Here is a 2,421-nt window from a genome sequence, read left to right on the forward strand (position 1 = left end):
CTGTCGGGTCAGCTGTCGGCGGCTGCCCGCGCGTAGCTCGCCAGGTGCGCCTCGGCGCTCGCCGCCCAGGTGAACTCCCGGGCGCGGGTGAGCCCGGCCTGGGCCAGGGCGCCGCGCCGCTGGGCGTCGTCGACCAGCGCACGCATCTCGTGGGCGATCGAGTCGATGTCCGGCTGGGTGTAGGCGACGGCGTCGCCGCCCACTTCGGGCAGCGAGAGCCGCGGCGTCGTCAGCACGGGCGCGCCACAGGCCATCGCCTCCAGCACGGGCAGCCCGAACCCCTCCCCGTGGGAGGGGTAAGCGACCAGCAATGCGCCGCCCAGATAGCCGGGAAGGTCGGAGAACCGCAGGTAGCCTGGTCGGATGACCTTCAGGTGGGACGGGACCGAGGCGACCGCGGCATCCACGTCGTCGTCCCAGCCCGAACCGCCGGCAAGCACCAGTGCGGGCGCATCCGCGCGCCCGTGGACGGCCTCGGCCCAGCCACGGATCAGGTTCGGCACGTTCTTGCGCGGCTCAAGCATGCCGAGGAAGGCGACGTAGCGGCTGTCAGCCAGACCGAGCCGAAGGCGGACCCGGCGCTTGTCCTCCTCGGTGGGCGGGTGGAAGGTCGACGTGTCCACCCCGTGGTAGGCGACATCCGTCGCGGTCGAGTCACCCTCGAGGACCCGGATCAGCTCGTCGCGGGTGGCCTTGGACGGAACGATGATCCTCTTCGACTTACGCACGGCGGTGCGCATCGCCGAACGGAAGAACGTCCCCTTCACGGCGGTGTGCATCTCCGCCTCCGTGAAGAACGTGACGTCGTGGATGGTCACGCACACGGGCTGAGAGGTGCGCAGCGGCATCGTGTAGTGCGGCGAATGGATGACCTGCGCCCCCACCTGGTGGGCGACCAGCGGCAGGCCGGTCTGTTCCCAGGCGAGGCGGGCCGGCCGGTGCGCGATCGCGGCCGGCCCCGGCACCACGTTGGCGTGGGGCGCCATCCGGCCGTACCGTTCGTAATCGGATCGTTGGCAGACGAGAGCCAGGTCGGCGCCTGCCGCATCCAGGGCAGCCACCAGACCGTCGACATAGCGACCGACGCCGCCGCGATCGGCTGGGACCGCGGTGGCGTCGACGAGCACCCGGGGAGACACGGCGCTCCTTCCGACTGGCGGCATGTTTCGCACCGCTAGGCTGCTTGGGGCCTCCGGGTGCGCGAGAAGAATCATGATCGCACGCCCGTCGACCCACCTAGATTCCTTAGGGCCACCGGCGACGCTGGAAGATCCATAATTGCGCCGTCTTCGGCCCGCTGGCAAGACTACGCCCGCCCCCGATCCTTGGTGGTCAAGGCCCGGGAGTCGGTAAGTTGACGGTAGAGGGACCAGACGGTCTCTGCCGCCCCATTCCAGGTAAAAGCGGCCGCTCTCGCCCGTCCGTCCGCGGCCAGCCGGCGCCGCAGGCCCTCGTCGGTGACCACGGCCGCGACCGCGCGGGCGAGCGCCCCCGGGTCCGCCACCGGCACGGTCACGACGGCGTCCCCCCCGACCTCCACCAACGCGGGGATGTCGGAGACGATCGCGGGGACGCCATGGGCCATCGCCTCGATGACCGGCAGCCCGAAGCCCTCCGAGCGGCTCGGCGCGAGCAGTGCGGTGGCCCGTGACAGCACCACCGCGAGGTCCGCGTCCTCAAGACGCCCCAACGAATGGATCCGGGCCGGATCCAGGCCCACCCGCGCGGCTTCGACCCGCAGGTCCAGCCCACCCCAACCGGGTGAACCGACATGTACCAGGGGCAGGTCGGGCGCAGCGGACGCGGCAGGCCCGACGGGCTCAGCCAGCGCGGCCAGCGCGGCCAGGACGGTGTCCAGGCCCTTGCGGGGCTCGAGGGTGGCCAGGGTGAGCAGATACCCGCCGCCCGGAAGGCGGAGCCGGGCGGCGCGGGCATCTGCGTCCGCCGGGATGGTCACGACCGCCTCGGCCACGCCCTCGCCGATGACGTGCAGCCGGTCGGCCGGGATCGGCAGATGTGCCCGAAGGTCGGCAGCGACGGCCCTGGTCGGCACGATCACGGCATCGGCCTGGCGGGCCGCGCGCGCGCCCATCTGGCGGTGCCACCGGGCGCCGTGGGTGCTCAGGGTGTGCGGATGGGTCCACGGCACGGCGTCGTGGATCGTCACCACGAGCGGCACCCCGCGCCGCCGCGGCGGGACGAGCAGCGTGGGGGCGTGCACAATCCCCACAGCGCTCGGCGCCGGCCCATAGCCGCGCAGCCATGCGGTGGCAAGACCGCGTCGGGGCAGCGGCAGCCGGATGGGACCGACCACGCCCGGCACCGCCGCGCCGTCCGCTTCGCGTTCTCCCCGCCAGGCACACCAGCTGATGACCGCCTCGCCCGGCCGCGCCGTCCTGGCGAGCGCGGCGGCGAGCTCAG

Annotated in this window: 2 protein-coding genes; both read right to left on the reverse strand. The window is 72.9% G+C overall.

All coding sequences use genetic code 11. The annotated features are described in order from the left end of the window. Nucleotides 1-8: 8 nt before the first annotated feature. The gene (locus U9980_RS16810) at nucleotides 9-1,139 is read right to left on the reverse strand and encodes a glycosyltransferase family 1 protein (RefSeq protein ID WP_322768780.1); all 1,131 of its coding nucleotides are present in this window, start codon (nucleotides 1,137-1,139) and stop codon (nucleotides 9-11) included. A 167-nt stretch (nucleotides 1,140-1,306) separates the two neighbouring features. Beyond that, a partial coding sequence (locus tag U9980_RS16815; protein WP_322768781.1) for a glycosyltransferase family 1 protein occupies nucleotides 1,307-2,421 on the reverse strand: 1,115 nt, incomplete at its 5' end.

Origin of the sequence: Protofrankia sp. Cr1, assembly GCF_963555865.1 — a bacterium.
GTDB lineage: Bacteria > Actinomycetota > Actinomycetes > Frankiales > Frankiaceae > Protofrankia.